Source organism: Maribacter corallii (assembly GCF_047345415.1).
Lineage (GTDB): Bacteria > Bacteroidota > Bacteroidia > Flavobacteriales > Flavobacteriaceae > Maribacter_C.
The window spans coordinates 145,877-165,145 of record NZ_JBLFEP010000004.1; the positions used below are offsets into that span (position 1 = coordinate 145,877).

General features: G+C 40.5%; 15 protein-coding genes. 10 read left to right on the top strand and 5 right to left on the bottom strand.

Annotated features, from left to right (window positions below; translation table 11 throughout):
• Positions 1-240 precede the first annotated feature (240 nt).
• Positions 241-531 (top strand): hypothetical protein, encoded by a 291-nt coding sequence (locus ACKWCA_RS14960; protein WP_413979027.1) that lies wholly within the window; start codon positions 241-243, stop codon positions 529-531.
• A gap of 458 nt (positions 532-989) precedes the next feature.
• Entirely contained in the window at positions 990-2,984 is a 1,995-nt protein-coding gene (locus ACKWCA_RS14965; protein ID WP_413979028.1) for a T9SS type B sorting domain-containing protein, read from the top strand.
• Between the two features lie 265 nt (positions 2,985-3,249).
• On the opposite strand, the gene ACKWCA_RS14970 is transcribed toward ACKWCA_RS14965, so the two are convergent.
• The 5 genes from ACKWCA_RS14970 to ACKWCA_RS14990 form a co-directional block, all read right to left on the bottom strand.
• Entirely contained in the window at positions 3,250-4,974 is a 1,725-nt protein-coding gene (locus ACKWCA_RS14970; RefSeq protein ID WP_413979029.1) for an Lcl domain-containing protein, read from the bottom strand.
• 85 nt (positions 4,975-5,059) lie between these two features.
• A complete protein-coding gene (locus ACKWCA_RS14975; protein WP_413979030.1) occupies positions 5,060-5,272 on the bottom strand; it encodes a hypothetical protein in 213 nt (70 codons plus the stop codon).
• Positions 5,273-5,432: 160 nt separating this feature from the next.
• Positions 5,433-6,170, bottom strand: coding sequence for a LytR/AlgR family response regulator transcription factor (locus tag ACKWCA_RS14980; RefSeq protein ID WP_413979031.1), 738 nt, complete (start codon positions 6,168-6,170; stop codon positions 5,433-5,435).
• Positions 6,167-8,353: a tetratricopeptide repeat-containing sensor histidine kinase gene (locus ACKWCA_RS14985; RefSeq protein ID WP_413979032.1), complete on the bottom strand. Its 2,187-nt coding sequence runs from the start codon at positions 8,351-8,353 to the stop codon at positions 6,167-6,169. Before ACKWCA_RS14985 ends, ACKWCA_RS14980 begins: the two co-directional genes overlap by 4 nt.
• Positions 8,354-8,844: 491 nt before the next feature.
• Positions 8,845-9,696, bottom strand: coding sequence for an AraC family transcriptional regulator (locus tag ACKWCA_RS14990; RefSeq protein ID WP_413979033.1), 852 nt, complete (start codon positions 9,694-9,696; stop codon positions 8,845-8,847).
• A gap of 166 nt (positions 9,697-9,862) precedes the next feature.
• Between ACKWCA_RS14990 and ACKWCA_RS14995 the strand changes: the two genes are divergently transcribed.
• Genes ACKWCA_RS14995 through ACKWCA_RS15030 form a run of 8 tightly spaced genes read left to right on the top strand, consistent with a single transcriptional unit; the run spans position 9,863 to position 19,064 of the window.
• Positions 9,863-10,945: a mandelate racemase/muconate lactonizing enzyme family protein gene (locus ACKWCA_RS14995; protein ID WP_413979034.1), complete on the top strand. Its 1,083-nt coding sequence runs from the start codon at positions 9,863-9,865 to the stop codon at positions 10,943-10,945.
• 1 nt (position 10,946) lies between these two features.
• A complete protein-coding gene (locus ACKWCA_RS15000) occupies positions 10,947-11,708 on the top strand; it encodes an SDR family NAD(P)-dependent oxidoreductase (protein WP_413979035.1) in 762 nt (253 codons plus the stop codon).
• An 8-nt stretch (positions 11,709-11,716) separates the two neighbouring features.
• On the top strand, positions 11,717-12,661 hold the full coding sequence (locus tag ACKWCA_RS15005; protein ID WP_413979036.1) for an aldo/keto reductase: 945 nt from the start codon (positions 11,717-11,719) through the stop codon (positions 12,659-12,661).
• Positions 12,658-13,674, top strand: a complete 1,017-nt coding sequence (locus ACKWCA_RS15010; RefSeq protein WP_413979037.1) for a zinc-binding alcohol dehydrogenase family protein — start codon at positions 12,658-12,660, stop codon at positions 13,672-13,674. Before ACKWCA_RS15005 ends, ACKWCA_RS15010 begins: the two co-directional genes overlap by 4 nt.
• 18 nt (positions 13,675-13,692) lie before the next feature.
• On the top strand, positions 13,693-14,952 hold the full coding sequence (gene fucP / locus ACKWCA_RS15015; RefSeq protein ID WP_413979038.1) for an L-fucose:H+ symporter permease: 1,260 nt from the start codon (positions 13,693-13,695) through the stop codon (positions 14,950-14,952).
• A gap of 6 nt (positions 14,953-14,958) precedes the next feature.
• On the top strand, positions 14,959-15,639 hold the full coding sequence (locus ACKWCA_RS15020) for an L-rhamnose mutarotase (RefSeq protein ID WP_413979039.1): 681 nt from the start codon (positions 14,959-14,961) through the stop codon (positions 15,637-15,639).
• 15 nt (positions 15,640-15,654) lie between these two features.
• Positions 15,655-17,169 carry an alpha-L-fucosidase gene (locus ACKWCA_RS15025; protein ID WP_413979040.1) on the top strand — a complete coding sequence of 505 codons (1,515 nt, stop codon included), beginning with the start codon at positions 15,655-15,657 and terminating at the stop codon, positions 17,167-17,169.
• Positions 17,166-19,064 (top strand): arylsulfatase, encoded by a 1,899-nt coding sequence (locus ACKWCA_RS15030; protein ID WP_413979041.1) that lies wholly within the window; start codon positions 17,166-17,168, stop codon positions 19,062-19,064. Before ACKWCA_RS15025 ends, ACKWCA_RS15030 begins: the two co-directional genes overlap by 4 nt.
• Positions 19,065-19,269: the final 205 nt, after the last annotated feature.

Genomic DNA, 19,269 nt, shown 5'->3' on the forward strand with positions numbered 1-19,269 from the left:
ATAGGACGGTTTTAGTATTCGTTGACGATGGAGTAGAATTCGTAGCCCTAAGCTTAAATATCAAATTTTGGAGACGGAGTTCAAGTCGTAGAACAAATACACTTCATCGTAAACCCCTTGAAAATTTGGAAAAATGAGCATAAATGCTGCATCTTTGTATCAGTTCATTGAGAATCGTTCTTTTGAAAATTTTATCGGATATGCATGCCAATAGTGGTCTGCATAACTTTTAAAATTTAAATGATGAATTGGAAAATTCAAAAATTACTTGATGGGGAAACCATCATTTCAAAAGAACCTGGTAATTCTATGTTGCCCTTACTGAAGTCAAAACAACCGGTGCGCCTTGCGCCCATCAGTTGGGAAGATTGTGAAGTTGGTGACCTAGTGTTCTGTAAAGTACGTGGAAACGTATTTACGCATCTCGTAAAAGGGAAAAGTAACAAGCGTGGTTTGCTGATTGGCAATAACCATGGTAGAATTAACGGATGGACAAAAAATGTGTATGGTAAGGTAATAGAGATATTATAGGCGCCATGCCATTTTCAATATTTGAATTTTAAAAGTAACAGTATATGCCAAATTATTTACATCACATATCGGACGCTGCAAAGCTAGGATTGCATCGAATTGATGGGTAGATACTATTAAGAAAGCGATACAGAACTAGAGCGTCCAAGAGATTGGGCGCTTTTTTTTTGGGACGACTGGAAAAAAGTAAGTAGCAGGTTAGAATGCGTCAATGTGAGCTGGCGCTTTTTTTATGTCCTGACAAATCAGTTAATCGGGTAAATAATCATCTTATCGGCACTGATTTTCTTTTTTAACTCGTACCCTTCATCGCTCGAACCTCTAATCCTAAATACGTTTACTTTCAACGTTTTCATTTTGCGTCCATGTAGCCCCATTCTACCTTTGAGCAAGATGAAGAACTCTTTACAAGGTTAAAGATTCTGTCCCTATATAATTGACAACCTAAAAAATCGGCATTGAACGGACGAAAAAGAGCTTTATTTTCCTTGGAACGCATACCTGCGAAGTGGGTAATTTGTTTCATTTTTTTGTCTGGCCCTTCCATTATTTCTTCGCAAGATTTCACTGAAACATGGACCGGTAGTGGCACACGTTGGACTTCCAATGTATGCGACCTCAACATCACCACTTCCGTTTCTGGATTACGAAACAACGCATCGGTCAACTTTAGTACCGGTTTGATGGGATGTAACATTCCCAATACCTATTCTTCAAATACGATTGTCAATCGTGGTGCCTTAGCCCCCTTTTTAGATTTTGGAACTAATGGAAAAGGAATTTTGACATTTACCTTTAGCCGTCCGGTAACAAACCCTATCCTACATCTAGACAGACTTGGTGGCGGATATGGATTTGGACCAAATGCCAATTCGGCCCTCCTGACACTTCTTACGCCTAATTTGACCCTAAGAAGACTTGCTGGAAATGGGGATCACTTTGAAGTTACGGCAAGTACGATCACTCGAACGCCCGACCAGTTATTTGGAAACAATACCACCTCAGAATGTGGAATACCAACAGTTGGAGGGGCAGCGGGATCTGTTCAAATAGAAGGTATTGTGACAACAGTATCATTTGAGTTTGAATTAAACGGAGCGGACGGCTTTGCCGATGCTATAGAGGTAGTTTGGGAATTCTACTGTGATTTCGATAAAGACGGCATTACCGATGATGTTGACCTTGATGATGACAATGATGGTATTTTAGATACTACTGAGCTTGGGGGAAATCCGACTTTGGATACGGATGACGATGGACAAATTGATTCCATAGACTTAGATAGTGATGGCGATGGTTGCTATGACGTCATCGAGGCGGGCTTTAGCGACCCTGATGGCGATGGGGTACTGGGTACACGTCCGGATATCGTTGATTCAAATGGCTTAATCGTGAATGAACCCGATGGGTATACGGCACCACAAGATATCGATGCCAATGAAGTATTCGATTTTCAGGAAGATACCACCCCCATAATTTTAAGACAACCTATCGATTTGGTGGCATGTGAAGGAGACAATGTAATTATTTCGGTTTCTTTACAACACCCGAATTCCCTAAAGTGGCAAGTAAGTACAGACGCAGGATTAACTTGGGAAGATTTAGCCAATAACACCAGCTATAGCGGAGTACATCTTGAGGAATTAAAGCTGTGGAATGTTTCTCCTGATTTCAACAATTATTTGTTTAGAGCCCAGATAGATTTTTGTACGACCCAAATTCAAACGGAAACCGTAACCCTTACCGTACTGGAAAGCCCAAGTGCGGGAATCAATGGTGCAAAGCTGTTTTGTTTTGATGATACCCCTGAGAATTTATTTGACTATTTAGAGGGCAACCCAGACCCGTCGGGCACATGGAGTCCCAATTTAAGTCAAGGTAATGGACTATTTAATCCTAAAATTGATTCTCCGGGAACGTATACCTATCTGGTGGACAATGGGTTTTGCACACCTGCAGAATCCGTTGTAACGGTAGAGGTTGTTCAAATGCCGATAATTTCCAATATTGAGGTCATCGAATTTAGTGATAATAATAGCCTTGCGTTCGAGGTCAATGGTAATGAACTTTACGAATATTCCATAGACGGTATCGACTATCAAGAACATCCATTCTTCGATAGGCTTGAACCGGGTAGCTATATGATTTACGCGAGGGATAAAAGAGGCTGTGCGGTCACAACGGCAACTGCGGTCATTTTGGGGTATCCGAAGTTTTTCACCCCCAACAATGATGGGTATAACGACCATTGGAATATCATTGGAAGCAAGGATATGGCATATACCATTGAAATATATGATCGCCATGGGAAATTACTTGATATTCTAAATGATAGTTCAAAAGGATGGGATGGAAAATTCAATAATAAAGACATGCCTTCAACTGACTATTGGTTTCGATTTTCAACTGACGCAGGTTTCACAAAGACAGGTCATTTTTCACTTAAGCGTTGACTATATGAATCATGCCGAATGTACATTTCGCTGTTCGTACTTCAGTGTCTAAATGAATTAATTCTTTCTGATAACTTTCATTACTAAGCAGGGCACTTCGGTTTTCATCGGAAGCAATCACTTTCTAAAGGGAAGTACTATGATTTTCCAACGAATCATGTTCGTTTTTAATCTTAATTATATTCTCCACTCCTTTTATCATTTTGTATTGAAAATAAAGAGCCACTTACATTGGTTAGCTGTAAGTGGCCTTGTAATCTGGTTTTTAAAAATCCGTAAAAGTCCGTATCGCTCTTACGTGAAATATTGCTGCTTTCTGATTTGAATTCTGGCTACCGAAATTAAAAAATTGATTTAATGCCCTAGTAGGGTCCGTAGCATGTTCTGACGAGGTCCAATAGGCGTAATTTTTAAAATTAGCTCCTCCATTGGCAGCCGAAGTAGTTTGAATAATTGACTTGTTTACAAACATTTCATTTAGCTCGTCTTTTGATGGCAAGTACCAATCAGAATACCCATTCGCTGTATATGAATTGCACAATTTTGCCGCATTCGTTCCCTGTGTATGTACAGCTAAAATTGCATTGGTGTTCGCTTGTCCGGTTCCTATCGCCGTAGCAACATTACCAATAGTTGGAGTATTACTTCCCCAAGAAGCACCGATGCTATTACTTTGGTCGCTGACGGCACAAACTAAACCACTACTATTATTTGTTGCAGGATCTAACCAAAAAATAACACCACCATAATTAAAATCTCCAATCTCATTTATGTTGTTAAGATTAATCGTCGCATTTACATTTACGGAATAAACGGAATTATCAACCGAAACAACCGCGAACATATTTGGATTGGTTTCATGATCAAATAACGTTTCATCAGCAACGGATAACTCCCCTGTATTTTGATCTATAGTCAAAGCTCCGGCTGCAGATTGATAGGTTATGGTATACGTCAAACTTCCACTAGCACTGCCTTGTATTGTTCCGACAATATGACCATTCATTGGGTTTTCATCTATATCAGCGATCAAATCTTGAACCGTTATTTCGTCAACATCTTCAAGATTAATAGTGGCCATTGCCGTTGCAGTTTCAACTGAATTGTCAACAGAAATATCCGCAGTAATCACTGGGTTTGTTTCAAAATCAAATAAGGTGGGGTCCGCAACCGTTAATTGCCCCGTACCAGCATCTATATGTAAAGCACCTGCCGGCGTCTGGGAAGTTATACTAAAACTTAAAGTTCCGGTGCCATCTACTTGTATAGTACCTACAACTTGCCCATCCGTTGGGTTTTCATCAAGGGAGAGGGTTAAGTCTTCCACACTTATTTCATCGAGATCGTTCAAATTAATGGTAACGGTTGCCATACTTTCAGCACCAACAACTGCAATAGTTCCGGTGATTGTAGGATTTGTCTCAAAATCGAACAGGTTGGCATCCGCAACCGTTAACTCTCCAGAAGAGTTATCTATACTTAGTGCTCCTGCTGGTGTCTGAGAATCGATGCTAAAATTGAAAGGCCCGTCTCCATCAACTTGAACCATACCGACTGATTGGCCATTAGTTGGGTTTTCATCAATTGCTGCGGTCAGATCTTGAACCCCTATTTCATTCAGGTCGTTAAGCCCAATAGTAACCGTCGCTGTGTTTTCAGCTCCTACCACGGCGATAGTGGCCGTAATAATTGGATTCGTTTCAAAGTCAAATAAAACGGCATTAGAAACAGTTAACTCTCCTGTACTTGAATTTATGCTTAAAGCTCCTGTAGGTGTTTGAGATGTTATGCTGAAACTTGGGGTTGCATCACCCTCTGTTGGTACGGTTCCAATAGTTTGGCCATTGGTCGGATTTTCATCGATAGCAACATCCAGATCCTGAATACTGATCGGGTTGCCTGCAGGTCCTTCGTCGTCCTTTTTACAGCTAAGTGTTGTAAGCAAAAAAGCCATGGCGAACAGGTTGATTAAATTGAATTGTTTTTTCATGTTATTGGTTTTTAAATTATGTTAAGGTTTGATGTATCAATACTGTATTTCAATGCGTGTATACGTCTGTTTTTGTAGTTTCATTTTATTCCTCTTCACCTCTTCCGAATAGGAAAAAGAGTGTACCTCCACCGACGATTAATAGGATTCTAATTATCCATCCCATGGTATTGCCCCAGATGTCTATCCAAGCGAGAAGCCGAATGTTATAATTGAAGATTGACAGCACAATAGACATGATGCCCATTGCCCCGATGATTAATCCTGCTTTACCTAATTTTGATTTGATATCGTCCATATTTTTGTTTTGTTTAGAACGGCAAACCAGAAGGACCTAGTGTAGTTGGTTATAGGGGGTTTATTTAAGAGTACTTGAAACCCATAAGCGTAAAAGTTTGGCCTATATCCGTAAATGTGTAGTTGGAAGAAATTAGCTGAAAAGGAGCTGAAAACAGCTCTTATTCACTGTTTTTGTTCAAAAATGTAGCAATGAAGTGGTCTTTTTTACGGGAAGAGACAGGAATCGTTGTTCCAGTTTTTAAGTGAATCACTCCTGATTTATCGTATTTGTCAATAAACTTCAAATTGACCATGTACGATTGGTGTGGACGAATAAAATTGAATGCAACCAAGCGCGCTTCGAATTCCTTTAACGTTTTAGAGACCAAGTGGCTTTTTCCATTCGTACAATAAAAGGTGGTATACCCTTTATCCGATTCGCAGTACAACAATTCGTTCAGATCAACGACTTGAAAGCTGTCATGGAGCGATAATATCAATTTGGAGGCATCACTGTGCCAGGCCGCTTTTGCTGTTTTGATATGTACCCTTTGCTCAGCAACAGGTAATTGGGCCACTTTCTCAAGGGCTGCCTTAAGTTCTTCAATATCCACTGGTTTAAGCAAGTAATCCGCCGCGCCTGCCTTTAAGGCCTTGAGTGCGTACTCTTCATATGCGGTGATAAAAATGACCTTGAAGGAAAGGTCTTCCGTTCGCTCTAAAAAATCAAAAGCGGTACCGTCTGTGAGATTGATATCGAGAAAGATCAAATCGGGTCTGCAAGATCGGGTAACCACCAAGGCATCTTCTACCGATTCACATTCCCCTACCACCTGTACCTCAAAGTCTATGGATTGCAACAAGCTCACCAACCCCTTTCGAATGTAGGCCTTATCTTCAACAATCAGTGCTTTCATATTATTTTCACATAAGGTATTACCAAGGTGACCAAAGTACCCTGTGCATTGTATTTCTTGCGATCCTCCACTGTTACGGAACTTTCCATTTTTAAATCTTTGGCCAATAACTCAAGACGTTCGGAGGTAATCGTTGTCGCCATCGATTTTTTGTCTTTGCCATGCCCCTTCTTTTGCAAATCAATACCAATACCGTTATCGATAATGGTGCAGGTCAATTTTTCATGGATATGCTTGATATCAACCTCGATTTCCCGATTTTCCTTTTGATCCGCAAAGGCATGCTTCACGGCATTTTCGACGAAAGGCTGTATTAACATTGGTGGAATTTTAAACAAGGTAGGGTCGATCGTATTCGCTACGCTTACATTATACAAATATGCTTCATTTTCCAAGTTCTGCAGCGCCAGATAATTTTCTACCCCAGTAATCTCTTCAGACAGCAAAACCGTTTTGTCTCTGGAGTTTTCTAAGGTAATACGCAATAGTTTTGAAAACTTGGAAAGGTAGGATACAGATTTCTTATCCTCATTATTCAATATCATTCCTTGTAGTACGGACAATGAATTGAAAATAAAATGTGGTGTCATCTGCGAACGTAATAGTTTCTGCTCCATAACGATGTTTTCATTTCTGACCTTCATGTTTTTAAACTTCTGATAGAAAATAATGGCGCCCAAAAGCAAGGAGACCGAAAGCACGCCGATGATTGCCCATAGGTACTTCCGCCTTGATTTTTCCAAATCCAAATTTGTCGACGTAACCGTTTTTGTAAGCTGTAGCTCTCTGATATTGACCGAGTCCATGGCCTGTTTGTACTTATATTCATATTCCAACTGGGCAATTTTTTGCACATTCTCTTTATTGAAAAGGCTATCATTTAAAACTTTGAACCGTTGGTGGCTCTCGTAAGCTTTTTTATAGTTCCCTCGATTGATATGTATTTTTGAAAGTAACTCAGATACGTCTCTTTGGTATTCCAAGAACTTGTTTTTACTTGAGATTCCCTTGCTTTTTAAGGCATAGATCAAAGCCTTATCATTGTTTTTCTGACCCACATATACCTCCGCAAGTCCTAAGTATGAGACGCACAGGCCAAGTTGGTTATCAACACTTAGGTTTATGGTTTTTGCCTGCTCAAAATGATGTAATGCTTGTTCCAGCGCCCCCTGTACTATGAAAACATTCCCCATATTATTCAAGGCGTAGGCCTCTCCTGATTTATAGTTGATTTCCTTGCATAGGTCAAGTGCTTCCTTTAAGTAATTATACGCGGATTTATATTCTTTATTCTGCTCATACACAAAACCCAAATTAATCAATATATCGGCCATATTTTTTTTGTTACCGTACTTCTTTTGCATTTGCAGGGCTTGTACATAATGTGCTATGGCCTGATCATAATTTTGCATCGTTTGATAGATAATGCCTTTATTATTTAGTACTGCAATAATTCCTAAGGTATCGCCACGCTTTTCGTCGATGGTTATAGATTTATTGTAATATTCCAGCGCTTGGGGGTGATTTCCTTGATAGGCGTATATTACACCAATGTTGCCCAAATTTTGGGATATTTTTTCCTCATCCCCTATTTCATCGTCGATAGCCAAGGCTCTTTTAAAGTAAGATACGCTTTCAACATAATTGCCTAATTCAAAGTAAACCCTTCCTATATTGGCCAAGTTGGTTGAAATCGCTTCTTTATTGCCCAATTCTTGATTGATGTCCATAGATTTTTGATGATGTGCTATGGCCTGTTTCTGATCTTCCTTTCTATAGAATAAAAAACCAAGGGTACTATAGCATTCGGAAATACCTTTTTTGGATCGCACTACTTCATACAATTGAAGCGCCTCGTCAATAGTTTGATATGCTTTTTCGAATCTTGATTGTTCTATTTGGGCCTTTCCTTTTATGAGCAAACTTCTGGCCAATCCCTTTTTATAACCTAAGGAATCGGAGATGCGCTCCGATGCGGCCACATAAGACATGGTTTTATCCAAATTCTTCTTGTAGGATAACTCTGCAATTTCATTCAACAGGTTTACCCTTACACTATCTTTTTGTTTATGGTTTTGCAATGCGATTTCAAGACTGTCCAACGCTGTGCTTTGGGATTGTACGCCAGACAGAAGAAACAATGAGCAACACAGGGCCACAACGACCTTAGGCTTAAAATTCATATATAGAAATTGGTACTATTCAACTCATGAGTGTTTATCATGTGGTAGTGGACATTTAGAAAACCATAGCACTTGATTTATGGCAAGTATATCAATAAAAAAGAAGTCTTGCATTTCGTTTCTAACCTTCACGCTATGAAATATACAAATACTATTTTTATGATATTCAGTGCGCTATGGGCCTAACAAGGCATTCATTTTACGAATAATTATTCAAGTATTACGCATATTACTTTTAAGCCAACGGAAATACATTTGCTGCTTTAATTTCGGTCCTTGGGTCAAGGTCAGAGGTATTCACTTGAGGTAATCAGTGCTGCCATTGCGAGTGCTAAAACAAAATAAAAAATGCAAATAACCCTAGGGTCATTTATGAAAAAGATGTTTGGAGAAATTTATTGGGAGAGCGCTCCGTCGGGTAAAACCGATGTGTAAAACTGGTTTAAAAGACATCAAAATTTGAATGCTATGCAGGTATTCCCCTTGCATAATCATAAATTTTGAAACTGTTGGCGGTAGACTTTGGGAGACATTTGTTTGTATCCACTAAACCGTCTATGAAAAAAAGACAGATTATTATACCCTGATTGATAACCGATCTCAGACACCGATAAATCGGTCTCAATAAGCATTTTGCTGGCTATAGTTATTTTATACTCATTTATGTAGGTGGTAAACGTCTTATCAAAGGTTTTTTTGAAAAACCTGCAAAAAGCCTCTTTGCTCAAGAAAAGTTTCTCAGCCAGCTCTTGAAGTAAATTTTGGTGATGAATGTTGTCCTTGATATAGTTATGAATGATATTGACCCGATGGCTTTCCTTGGAAGAAAGTGCCTTACCAAATCCTGGGCCGGCCAGCAATTGTGTTTTGGATTTTGTTGCCAAGGTATGGAGTATGTGCATTAAAGTCATTAACCGTTCAAAAGGAGGTTGCGTGGTAATGGCACTAAAAGATTCTTCAAGGGAAATAGCGGTTTCATAATCAAAAGAAACACCATGTGATGATTTTTGAAGCAATGATTTGATGGGCACCAGTTCAGGTTTGTCTAGCCAATCTTTGAGCAAGGTTTCATCCCATTGAATAATTACACATTTAACATGCGCACTTTTAGTATCGATGGTCTTCCATGAGTGTGGTACATTTCTACCGACCAAAACCAAATCACCTCGCTTGAATTGGTGCATGGAATCTCCAACATAGCGAATCCCCGTGCTTTGTACCATAAATGTCAGTTCGTACTGCGGATGAAAATGCCACTCGGCCTTAAATTCGCGGTCCTCAAATACTTTGACCTTAAACGAATTATCCGGTGAGGTCGTAACTTCTCTAAGATGTGCTTTCATAGTAGTTCATTTCGAATAACCAAGGCAAAAATGACTATTATTAGTAAATGATGTACCCTAAAAATAATATAAAGTCAATATAGTGCACAAAATGAACCATACGCTGTACCGATTCCTCACTGAAATCAAGAATCTTTGTAAGACATGAAATACCGAAGAAAGTAATATGGATGATTTAGCCATCAGGGATATAAAAATATATAAGGCTTCCACAGACCTTGAAAAGCCTATTTCAGATTCCACACATACATTGACCGAGATTTCTTTTATCGTGATGCGAATTCAATTGGAAAATGGGATCATAGGCGAATCGTATCTTTTATCGTTCCAATATTCGCCAAATGCTATCATTGGGGCATTAAAAGATGTCATTTCCGTAGTTAAGGGCTATAAATGTTCTGATACGAAAACGGTATACCAGAAACTGGATAACATTTTTGAATACTTCGGAAATCAGGGGATATTGAGGTGGTCACAGGCGGCAGTGAACATTGCCATGTGGGACGCTTGGGGAAAATCCCAAAATAAATCCATTCATAAATTAATAGGGGCAACAAAGAACCAGGTCGACATATACGGAAGCGGAGGCTGGATTTCTTACTCCATCGACGAATTGTTGGAAGAGGTGACCAACTATGCCAATCGCGGATTCAAGGCCGTGAAGATAAAAGTAGGCTCACCTAAGGTGCATACCGATTTGGAAAGATTAAGAAAAGTTCGCGAAGCCGTCGGTGACCGAGTAGACATTATGATGGATGCCAATCAGGGTATGAATTTAGAATCGGCCCTAAAGTTATCGAGCAAAGCCAAAGACCTAAATATCCATTGGTTTGAGGAACCTGTGCACCATCAAGATTTTGAAAGCTATCAAAAACTAAAAGCGCAAACCGGTGTATCGTTGGCCATGGGTGAAAGAGAGTATGACACACTACCGCTTCGTGAATTGGCATCAAGAAAAGCGTTGGATATTTGGCAGCCGGATATTTTGAGAATCGGGGGTGTAGAAGCATGGAGAGAAAGTGCGGCTTTGGCGGATCGTTTCAGCCTTCCGGTACTTCCGCATTATTATAAGGATTATGACGTACCCTTACTCTGTACCATAGCAAATGGGGTTGGCGCGGAGTCATTTGATTGGGTCGACCCCTTGATCGACAATCCGATGGTAATCAAGGATGGTTATGCCGAGCCACATGATCGACCTGGTTGGGGTTTTAGTTTTTTAGATGATAGACTTACAGAAATCAAGTAACATGGGAGTATCCGTATTTTCACTGAAAGGAAAACTCGCCCTCATTACTGGAGGCGGAACAGGTATAGGCTTAGGAATTGCGAAAACAATGATAGAAGCTGGGGCCAAGGTAGTAATCACAGGCCGTAGGGAAACCGTACTTCAGGAAGCTGTAGATACATTGGGAAAAAATGCCCATTACCGTGTAAACGATATTACCGAAAAAGAAACGCTTCCAGCAATGGTGGAAGACATAGAAAACTCCATTGGACCAATCGATATTTTGGTCAATAATGCCGGGACGCATCACAAAGCAACAGCCCAAGAAACATCCGATAAAGATTTTGAAAGAATCTTGCAGACCAACGTGATGAGTGTATTTGCGCTTACTCGTGAGTGTGCCAGATATATGCTGCAAAGAAAAAAGGGTTCCGTTATTATGATCGGTTCAATGGCAGGCCTATTCGGTATTGACAAAATAGTGGCCTACGGGACGTCAAAAACGGCATTGACCGGTTTGGTGAATGCCCTGGTCACGGAATATTCTAAAAGCAATGTCAGGGTAAACGCAATTGCACCCGGTTGGATTACATCTAATATGTTCTTAAATGCCATTGCTAATGACCCGCAACGGAAACAGCAAATTACGAATCGAATCGCGATGGATCATTTTGGTCAAACGGAGGATATCGGCCATGCCGCTGTTTTTTTAAGCTCAGAAGCCGCAAAGTATATTACTGGTGTGGTACTTCCCGTTGATGGTGGGGCAACAGTTAATTTTTAATAGAACAAATGAAACCAACATTCATCACAGGAGACCATTCGAAAAGCCCCACATTCAATCACGAAAGCAGGCTGGTGTATGGCACTTCCGGATTAGGGGGTGTTTGGGGGAAGGTGGAACAAAGAGATTCCATCGATGCCCTGCTATATGCTTTTGAGCATGGTATTTCCGTTTTAGATACGGCACCTTCTTATGCCAATGCCGAATATTACGTGGGAATGGCCCTGAGGGAATGGCATGGGCCAAAGCCATTTGTGAGCACAAAAATTGGACGTTTAAAAGGAAAAGATGCTTTTGAAACCAAATTGGATTACAGTGCCGAAGGCATGAAACGAAGTTTGGACACTAGTATAAAAACGCTCCATCTCGACAAAATAGATCTATTGTTTTTACATGAACCACAATTGGTCCCTATTGAAAACATAGATAACATTCTGAAGACTTTATACGACTTTAAGGCCGCAGGTTTAGTGAACTCTTTAGGTGTGGGGGGAAATCCTTCGCCCGAATTCATGCCCTATGTCACCAAGGAACATTTTGATGTAGTTTCAGGCTTCTTACATCTAGATGCCTGTAATTTATCCGCACTTGATGGTGAAATCCAGAAGTATAAAAAAGAAGGAATAGCGTATTATGCGGCTTCCGCGCTCCACTTTTCATTATTGGGAAACCGTTTTGAAAAATATAAAAGCGAAGGTGTTGATGGAGAGTGGATCACGCAATCGGATCTAGAAAATGCGACCCGCGTAAAAGAAGTGGCGGATAAACACGGTATGTCTTTGGCAACCTTGGCACAGCGTTATTTATTTTCTATGGAAGAAGCGGATAGGGTGGTTATGGGAGCACGGACCCCTGACCAAATTAAAGCGACCATACATGATTGGAATGCCGGAAAGTTATCCGAGGACATTTTTAATGAAGTTACAGCATGTATTCTAACGGAATCAAAATGAAGGTAATCAGACTAAAGGAACCGGGTACGTGGGAATGTTTGGAAGTCAAAAAGCCAACTGAGGAATTGTCATCTGGCAATGCACTTTTAAAAGTGAAAAGAATTGGTGTTTGTGGTACCGATTTACACGCCTTTAAAGGCCAACAGCCATTTTTCAGCTACCCAAGGATTCTAGGACATGAATTGGCCGTCGAAGTGGTCGCTATAGCGGAAGATGTTACGAATGTAGTTGTGGGTGATTCCTGCTCCGTAGAGCCGTATTACAACACTATCATTGGACAAGCGGTACGGAGGGGCAAAACCAATTGTGGAGAGCATTTACAGGTTTTAGGAGTGCATGTGGACGGAGGCATGCAAGAGTACTTCGTATATCCCGCGAAATTTTTACATGCTACGAATTCGTTAACGGATGATGAATTGGCAATGATAGAACCCTTGGCTATTGGCTGTCATGCGGTAGACAGGGCGAATATCGACGAAGATGATATTGTTTTAGTCATCGGTTTAGGACCAATAGGTTTAGGTACGATTCAGTTTGCGCAATTGAAAGGGGCGAGAGTCATTGCAATGGATATTGACGATGCGAAATTGAAAAAGTGTCATGAGATTACCAACGTAACCGATACGATTAATGCTTTAGGTGACATAGAAGAGGAATTGACAACACTTTTAAATGGTGATCTACCTACTGTAATTCTAGATGCAACAGGTAATGCCACTTCTATGATGAACACATTTAAATATGCCGCGGCAGGGGGAACAATCGTATTTATCGGTCTTTTTATGGGCGATGTCGTCTTTCATGATCCTTCATTCCATAAAAAAGAGTTGACCCTTAAGGCAAGCCGTGCCGCATTGAGTAAGGATTTCGTCAAAATCATCAAGTTGATCGAAGCAGGTAAAATCGATGCAACATCCTTTATTACCCATCGCATGAATTTTAACGAGATACCCAAAGCATTTGGGAAGCTCTATGAAGCCAAAAATTTAATAAAGGCAATTATAGAGTTTTAAGTACATAATTAAGATTTGATGCAGCCCAAAAAAGAAAATTATTCTAGATTTTTAGTGCCATTAATAATAGTTATGGCACTGATGTTCGTTTGGAATTTAAGCAGAAACATCAATGATGTCTTGATTCCTCACCTTAAAAGAGCTTGTCAACTAACCGACTTTCAATCGTCATTAGTGCAATCCGCTTTTTTTGGAGCTTACTTTGTCGTAGCCTTACCAGCGGGATGGTACATTCAGAAAAAGGGATACCGTCAAGGAATGATCGTCGGCTTGCTCATTGCAGCAATTGGCGCTTTTTTATTCTATCCGGCCGCGGAAACCCGTGTATATTCATTTTTTCTGGTGGCCCTATTCGTTATGGCAGCGGGGTTTGCGATCTTGGAGGTAACGGCATCCCCGTATATTACCAAGTTAGGTAGTCCAGAAGGAGCATCAAGTCGTTTGAGTATGGCGGCGGCTATTGGTTCTTTGGGTGCCACCATTGCTCCTTCGCTGGCGGCGATACTGCTCTTACATGAAGTAGACATATCCCAATCGACCATTGATGCCTTTACCCCTGGTCAGCTGGAAACCTTTTTATCAGGTGAGGCAGATTTAGTAAAGCCACCTTATATTGTATTAGGAGCCTTATTGATTTTAATAGGCTTGGTGGTCGTCTTTACAAACTTACCGACGATAAAAGACGAAGAAGGAGGGGATAAAAAAGCATTGATCGACATCCTAAAATTCAGACATACATTGTATGGCGTGGGAGCGGAATTTTTTTATGTGGGCGCCGAGGTCGGAATCGTCAGTTTCATTATTAGATATGCCAAATGGTTTAACCTTCCAGACCTGACAGAGCAAAAATCAGCACAATACATCACTGCATTCATGGCTTTGGTGCTCATAGGTCGGTTGTTGGGCATCTATATTTTAAAGAGAATCAAGCCTCAAACCGTTCTGGTTTTTTGTAGTATTGGTGCGTTTGTAATGGTATTTTTAGCAATCATTACAAATGGCTATTTCTCATTGACATGCCTGTCTCTAGTTGGGTTTTTCACTTCCATCATCTATCCGATTATATTCAGTCTGAGCATGAAAGATTTAAAGGAATACACCAAAACAGGTTCTTCCGTGTTTCTATTGGGAATTGTTGGTGGGGCTATTGTACCTCCAGTAATGGGCTATATTTCAGATACCGTTGGAATCAAATACGCTTTCATTGTTCCGCTAATTTGTTATGTATACCTATTGTTTTTTGCGATAAAGGGTCATGTAGTCAAAACACACGCTTAAATACATATGGATACCGCCCTATTTCGCCGATTTACATACCTGATTCCTGACGATTACAAGCATATCTATGAACTAAATGCGCAACTAAAATCAATAGCGGTCGAAGACCATTTCAAAAAAGCGGGGATATTCCGCCTTGAAATCTATCAAAAGGAACACATCTATTTTTTATTGGTGGATACCAATGTGTCGTTCAATTCGCATAAATTGTTTCAGCTGTTGAAAGCATCCGAGACCTATGGTACTTTCCCTTTAAAAATGCCACAACATGATAAAGCCTTGGAACGAATTTATAAACTTGACCAAAAAGACATCTTTACACCAACGGAAGGGCAGTTAAAAACCTCGGTTGAACCCTACAAGAGGTTCGTTTTTACTTTATCATTAGTCCCCAATCTCATAGAAGAATACAAGAGGATTCATGGCATAGGGCAAGCTTGGCCCGAAATAACAGCCAATATGAAATCTGTGGGGGTCAAAGACATGGAGATTTATTTGGCCGGTACCCAGGCCTTTTTGATTATGGATACCAACCCTGATTTCAATATAGAAGAAGTCGGGCCGAAATGGCAAAAACTACCAAGAGAAGAAGAATGGCAAACAGCGGTAGCTCAATTTCAAAAAACGGATCCAGATAGCGCTATTCAAGAGAAATGGAAGGATATGAAAAACATGTTGTCCAATTGAAAAAAAAAGGAACTAATGAAAACAATACAATATCTCTTAATGATCATCCTTTTTGTGGGGTGTAACCCTAAAAAAAAGGAAGCGAGGAACGAAGCGCTCGAACCTGAGATAAGCTTCGAGGAAAACTGGGAAAGTCTAGAACAATACGAAATTCCACAATGGATGAAGGATGCCAAATTTGGAATTTTCATTCACTGGGGTCCAAACTCAGTCGCGGAATTACACACCGATTGGTACCCACGTTGGATGTATTTGGATTCAGGACATGTTGACCATGTAACCGGAGAAAAAATAGATGACATTCCCCACCCGGCATCGGTTTACCATAAAGAGAAATTTGGCGACCCCAAAGATTTTGGGTACAAAGATTTGATACCGATGTGGACTATGGAAAATTTTGACGCCAAGGCCTGGGTCGATCTCTTCAAGGATGCAGGCGCTCAATATGTAGTACCCGTTGCGGAACATCATGATGGGTATGCCTTGTACGAGTCTACGATTACACCGTATAATGCCGTTGATATGGGTCCAAAACGTGATGTTTTTGGGGAACTCACTGATGAAATAAAAAAACAAGGTTTACTATCCGGAGCAAGTTCGCACTTAGCATTTAATTGGAATTTTTATACACAAAAACCCCATTTTGATACAGGTAACCCACAGTACGCCGATTTATATGCGCCGCCACACGAACCCTATACGCCTGCGAGCGCAGACTGGTTGGCCAATACATGGTGGCCGAGAACAAAGGAAATTATTGATAAATACCAACCGGATATTTTGTGGTTCGATTTTTATTTAGACCGTCCAGAGTTTGCTCCGTATCACAAAAAGTTGGCGGCCTATTATTACAATTCGGGGATAAAGCGAAATAAAACGGTCGTACTTCAAACTAAGAACTTAAGATATGAATCGTTCAAACCCGGCACCCACATGCTGGACTTAGAACGAAGTAAAATGGATTCCCTACGCAAAGAATATTGGCAAACGGATACCTCGATCGGGAAAAACTCCTGGTATTACGCTGAAAACTGGATTCCCAAGACGGCCGGAAGTCTCATAGCCGATTTAATGGATATTGTAAGTAAAAATGGTTGTTTGTTACTTAATATCGGGCCAAGAAAAGATGGTATTATTCCCGATGACCAAAAAACCACGCTTTTAGAAATTGGAAAGTGGTTAAAGCTTAACGGAGAGGCCGTTTATGGCACTAGGCCCTTTGAGGTCTATGGTGAAGGACCAACTAAAACCGAAACGGGTCACCTGTCCGAGGATAAAAACAAGGGGTTCACGCAAGAAGATATTCGCTTTACAACCAATAAAGGTGCCCTTTACGCAACGGTTTTGGCTCCACCTACCCAAGACATTACGATAAAATATCTTTCGGTTTCAAAAATCAAAATTAAACGTATAGCACTCCTAGGATATGATGGCGGTATTCAATTTAAGCAGACCGAAACAGGAACCATCATTTCATTACCAAAGGATATTGACTTAAAACATGCCTGGGTCTTTAAAATTCTTTCATGAGCATAACACTGAAGAAACCAAAAATGAAAGCGAATCGGTCAACTGTTATGAGATTTAGGAAATTCCGTTCATCAAAACTATTCCCCTTAGGCATAATAGTATGTTTATATGTGGTTTCATGTTGTACGTCTCGCACACAAACAGCATCTGCCAACAAAGCACCAAATGTTATTCTAATCGTCACTGATGATCAGGGATACGGTGATTTGAGCTGTCATGGCAACCCTTATATCAAAACACCAAATATCGATAGGCTCTATAAGGAATCGGTTCGATTTACCGATTTTCATGTGGACCCCACTTGTGCGTCCACACGTGCAGCACTTATGACAGGAAAATATTCTCATCATGTGGGGGTTTGGCATACCGTAAGTGGTGGTAATCATTTGCGGACATCGGAAATCACAATGGCCGATATTTTTAAGTCATCAGGATACAGAACAGGACTTTTTGGTAAATGGCATTTAGGTTCAAATTATCCGTATCGTCCTATGGACCGGGGCTTTGACGAATGGTTGGGGCAAGGTGATGGAGGTACCGGAACTACTGATGATTGGTTTGATAATGACCGGGTAAATGACCATTACTGGTATAATGGCAAACGCGAAAAACGCTCCGGATTCGCTCCTGATGTATTCTATGCAGCCGCCATAGATTTTATCAAAAAAGACCATAAAGAAAACACGCCTTTTTTCATATACCTTCCCACCTACTTGCCCCATGACCCACATACACTACCGAACAAATCCTTAGCTGATAATGATAATGCTGCCCTAACAAAAGAAGTCTCCTATTTCTTTGCTGGTATCGAACAAATTGATTGGAATATTAATCGTTTAAGAAAAGCCCTCGAAGAATCGGATCAAGCCAAAAACACCATTATTGTTTTTATGAGCGATAATGGAGGAACTGCCGGTGTGAAACTATTTAACGCTGGCATGAGGGGATATAAAGGACAGGTATATGAAGGGGGACATCGCGTTCCGTTCTTTATCCATTGGCCTGAGGGACAATTCAAATCCGATGTTGATGTCAAAGCGTTGACCGCTCATATCGATGTATTGCCAACATTAATAGAGTTATGTGATTTAAAGCTGGAAAGTGAAATCGATTTTGACGGACGTAGTTTCAAGCAGCAACTATTTGATTCGGAATTGGAGCTCTCGGCACGCACATTATTTGTTGAAACACAACGCACCTATAAGGCAAAACCGTGGGTAAAAACCGTAGGAATGCATAAACAGTGGCGATTAGTAGATAATAAGGAATTATACAACCTTCAAGATGATCCAGCCCAGAAAAAGGATTGTATTGGCGAACATCCTGAGGTAATAGAAAACATCCGTAATGCACACAAGAAATACTGGTCTAAGGTCACACCCATGCATCGTGTTCCACCGTGCCCTATTGTTGGGCATCCCAATGACCCTGAAACGTTTTTATCTCCGTCAGATTGGTACTTGCCAAAAGTCCCTTGGAATCATGCCCAGGTGGCCATGGGTAGTCCCGAAGTTGGTGAATGGCATGTGAATATTATAAATCAAGGGAAATACAGGTTTGAAGTCAGGCGGTGGCCTCGGGAAGCAAATGCAGCAATACAAGGTATCCCAATATTCACAAAAAAGGTAGATGCATGGGGTACTGGTGGCCCAATTGAGAAGCTCATTTACGGTAACCAGATGAATCCACTACCGGTGCGGTCAATAAAGCTCGATGTAGGTAAATTTTCAGAGATAATTCAAGTAGGTTCAGAAGACAAAAAGGTGGTCTTTGAGATGAGTCTACCCGCGGGCAATACCAAGATTAAGGGCACTATGCTCGATGGGGACAATCAAATCATCGCCGGCACCTATTATATCTATATGACAAGATTGCAGACATTGGTGCGCAATTAAATCATATGATAATTAATCGTTGACTAAGACTGAAGATTGAAATGAAAAACAAAAAAGCCAGTTCAAAAATGAACTGGCTTTTGTCGGGGTGGCAGAACTAAATATATCGCCACAATATGTTAACTAACAGCCTTTTACAGGCTTCATTTTAAATGACTAACCGAACTCTAAACTCGGTTCAAAATGGTACAAATTGATGCAAATT

Bases quoted from the DNA above. Each gene is read 5' to 3' on its own strand.
- ACKWCA_RS14960 (WP_413979027.1), top strand. From the start codon at position 241: ATGATGAATTGGAAAATTCAAAAATTACTTGATGGGGAAACCATCATT.
- ACKWCA_RS14970 (WP_413979029.1), bottom strand. From the start codon at position 4,974: ATGAAAAAACAATTCAATTTAATCAACCTGTTCGCCATGGCTTTTTTG.
- ACKWCA_RS14975 (WP_413979030.1), bottom strand. From the start codon at position 5,272: ATGGACGATATCAAATCAAAATTAGGTAAAGCAGGATTAATCATCGGG.
- ACKWCA_RS14980 (WP_413979031.1), bottom strand. From the start codon at position 6,170: ATGAAAGCACTGATTGTTGAAGATAAGGCCTACATTCGAAAGGGGTTG.
- ACKWCA_RS14985 (WP_413979032.1), bottom strand. From the start codon at position 8,353: ATGAATTTTAAGCCTAAGGTCGTTGTGGCCCTGTGTTGCTCATTGTTT.
- ACKWCA_RS14990 (WP_413979033.1), bottom strand. From the start codon at position 9,696: ATGAAAGCACATCTTAGAGAAGTTACGACCTCACCGGATAATTCGTTT.
- ACKWCA_RS14995 (WP_413979034.1), top strand. From the start codon at position 9,863: ATGGATGATTTAGCCATCAGGGATATAAAAATATATAAGGCTTCCACA.
- ACKWCA_RS15000 (WP_413979035.1), top strand. From the start codon at position 10,947: ATGGGAGTATCCGTATTTTCACTGAAAGGAAAACTCGCCCTCATTACT.
- ACKWCA_RS15005 (WP_413979036.1), top strand. From the start codon at position 11,717: ATGAAACCAACATTCATCACAGGAGACCATTCGAAAAGCCCCACATTC.
- ACKWCA_RS15010 (WP_413979037.1), top strand. From the start codon at position 12,658: ATGAAGGTAATCAGACTAAAGGAACCGGGTACGTGGGAATGTTTGGAA.
- fucP (WP_413979038.1), top strand. From the start codon at position 13,693: ATGCAGCCCAAAAAAGAAAATTATTCTAGATTTTTAGTGCCATTAATA.
- ACKWCA_RS15020 (WP_413979039.1), top strand. From the start codon at position 14,959: ATGGATACCGCCCTATTTCGCCGATTTACATACCTGATTCCTGACGAT.
- ACKWCA_RS15025 (WP_413979040.1), top strand. From the start codon at position 15,655: ATGAAAACAATACAATATCTCTTAATGATCATCCTTTTTGTGGGGTGT.
- ACKWCA_RS15030 (WP_413979041.1), top strand. From the start codon at position 17,166: ATGAGCATAACACTGAAGAAACCAAAAATGAAAGCGAATCGGTCAACT.